A 1,974-nucleotide genomic window follows, 5' to 3' on the forward strand; every position below is an offset into this window, starting at 1 on the left:
GCTGAAATAAAGTATATCGGTGTAAAGCGTGTTGAGACTAAGACAGTAGTTGAACCACTTCCATTTAAAGAAGAACGTCGTGAGAATCCTGATCTTTATAAAGGAATGGAGCGAGTCGTTCAAGAAGGTAAAGAAGGTTCTGTGACTAAAGAGTACGAAGTGACTTACGTCAAAGGTGTAAAAACCGGACAAACAGACCCTCGCGAAGTCGATAGAGTTGAACCAGAAAACAAAATTATTGAGTTTGGTACTAAAGAAGATAAACTCCTTGAGTGGGACGTGACATACAATGTGATTCCTTTACCAAGTCCAGAATTGAAAGAAATTGTAGTGGAAACGCGTCATGCACTTAATACAGATGTCAAAGACTTCTATGATCGCCTGATCTCAGAAAATGGTGGTACAGACAGCTCATCTACTGATGAACTTACTGATGACCAAAAAGCTCAGGTCTTAGCATCCGCTTTAGATTACTATCGTAAAGCAATGGGTGATGAGAATATTAAGCTAGAACAACTCATCACAGACAGTGCAGATAAAAAAGGTAGCTTCTATGAGACACTTGTCTTAGCTGGAGCAAACAAACTCGGAATCACTGAGATTGAGAAAGACCAGGAACCCGATTACTATAAGAATATCTTGTTGGAAAACAAGGCCTATGATGGTAAGCAGATTTATAAAGACATTGTCGTTCAAGAAAATTCCGATGGGACGCTGACCAATGGAACGCCAAGTCCAGAGACCGTTAAGACCATTAATCAGAATCTTCTACAGATAAGGCAGCTTTTGAATTATGGGGACTATATGTTCATTAATATGATCAAAGATGAATATGAAACTGAAATCAAAAAAGATATTCCCGAAGAGGATAAGAAAAAACTTCAGGCTCAGCTAGAGGAGATTAAGAACTTTGATAAATTAGATACAATTGCAGCTAGTTTAGACTTTTATCGTGTATTAACGAATAAGCCAAAGGCTACTCTTCAAGATGTGCTTATTGATTGGGCTCAGTCTAAAGCGGGGCTGACCCTAGCTGGAGCGTTCGAAATGGTAAACCGTTATGATCCAAATGTCAGTGGAGGTACTGAAACGGTTAATATGTATAAGAAGTTGATTCACACTCGCCATGGTCAACTAATGGAGAGCGAATTAATACCCTTTCGCGATCAATTTTTAAAGATTCTCGAAGGAATTGGAGAGACTGTAGAACCATAAGAGGTCAGACAAGAAAGCATTGACCCTGAATAAAACGATCGAAACCAGGAATTTGAAGTCATTTAAATTCCTGGGTTTTTATAGCGCTACGGGATCTACTATCTAATTGAGCTTTTGCTGTATTTAATATAAAATGGGACTAGTTATTACATAATGACTGAGAGTCTAAACCACTGATTATCTGCTTATAAAAAATTCTAGGAGGATATCCATGAATAAAGATACCCGTTTCTCAATCCGCAAATTAACTGTTGGGGTTGCTTCCATCGCAGTCGCTAGTTTCTTGACTAGTGGAAGTGTTGATGCAGCCGATTTGTCAATCCTTCATTCAAAGGATGAGAAGGCTGCTGGATATAATCCAGAATTGCCCTTTGAACCCTTTCCACCCTCTATCTCATACACTCAACCCGAAGTACCTTGGATGCAAGAAAGCTTAGACACAGAGTTACCAGGTGATGATGTTGAAGAAGTGACAGACCCCAATGACGCAAACTACATAAACCCAGAAGCGCCATTTGCGCCAGTGGAAGAAGTTACAGACCCCCGTAAAGCAAACCACGTGGATCCAGAAGCACCTTTTGCCCCAGTAGAGGAAGCCGAGGAAGTCACAGAACCCCGTAAAGCAAACTACGAGGACCCTGAAGCCCCTTTCGCACCAGTAGAGGAAGAAGAGGAAGTTACAGAACCTCGCAAACCGAACTACGAGGATCCAGAAGCCCCTTTTGCACCGGTAGAGGAAGCCGAGGAAGTCACAGAACC

The 1,974-nt window shown here is 41.1% G+C and carries 2 protein-coding genes; both read left to right on the plus strand.

Annotated features, from left to right (window positions below; genetic code table 11):
• A partial coding sequence (locus tag HMPREF9708_RS03675; RefSeq protein WP_006308752.1) for a G5 domain-containing protein occupies positions 1 to 1,215 on the plus strand: 1,215 nt, incomplete at its 5' end.
• Between the two features lie 211 nt (positions 1,216 to 1,426).
• The coding region (locus tag HMPREF9708_RS07895) for a YSIRK-type signal peptide-containing protein (RefSeq protein ID WP_006308753.1) at positions 1,427 to 1,974 on the plus strand (548 nt) is incomplete at its 3' end.

Source organism: Facklamia languida CCUG 37842, assembly GCF_000245795.1.
In the GTDB taxonomy this organism is placed as follows: domain Bacteria; phylum Bacillota; class Bacilli; order Lactobacillales; family Aerococcaceae; genus Facklamia; species Facklamia languida.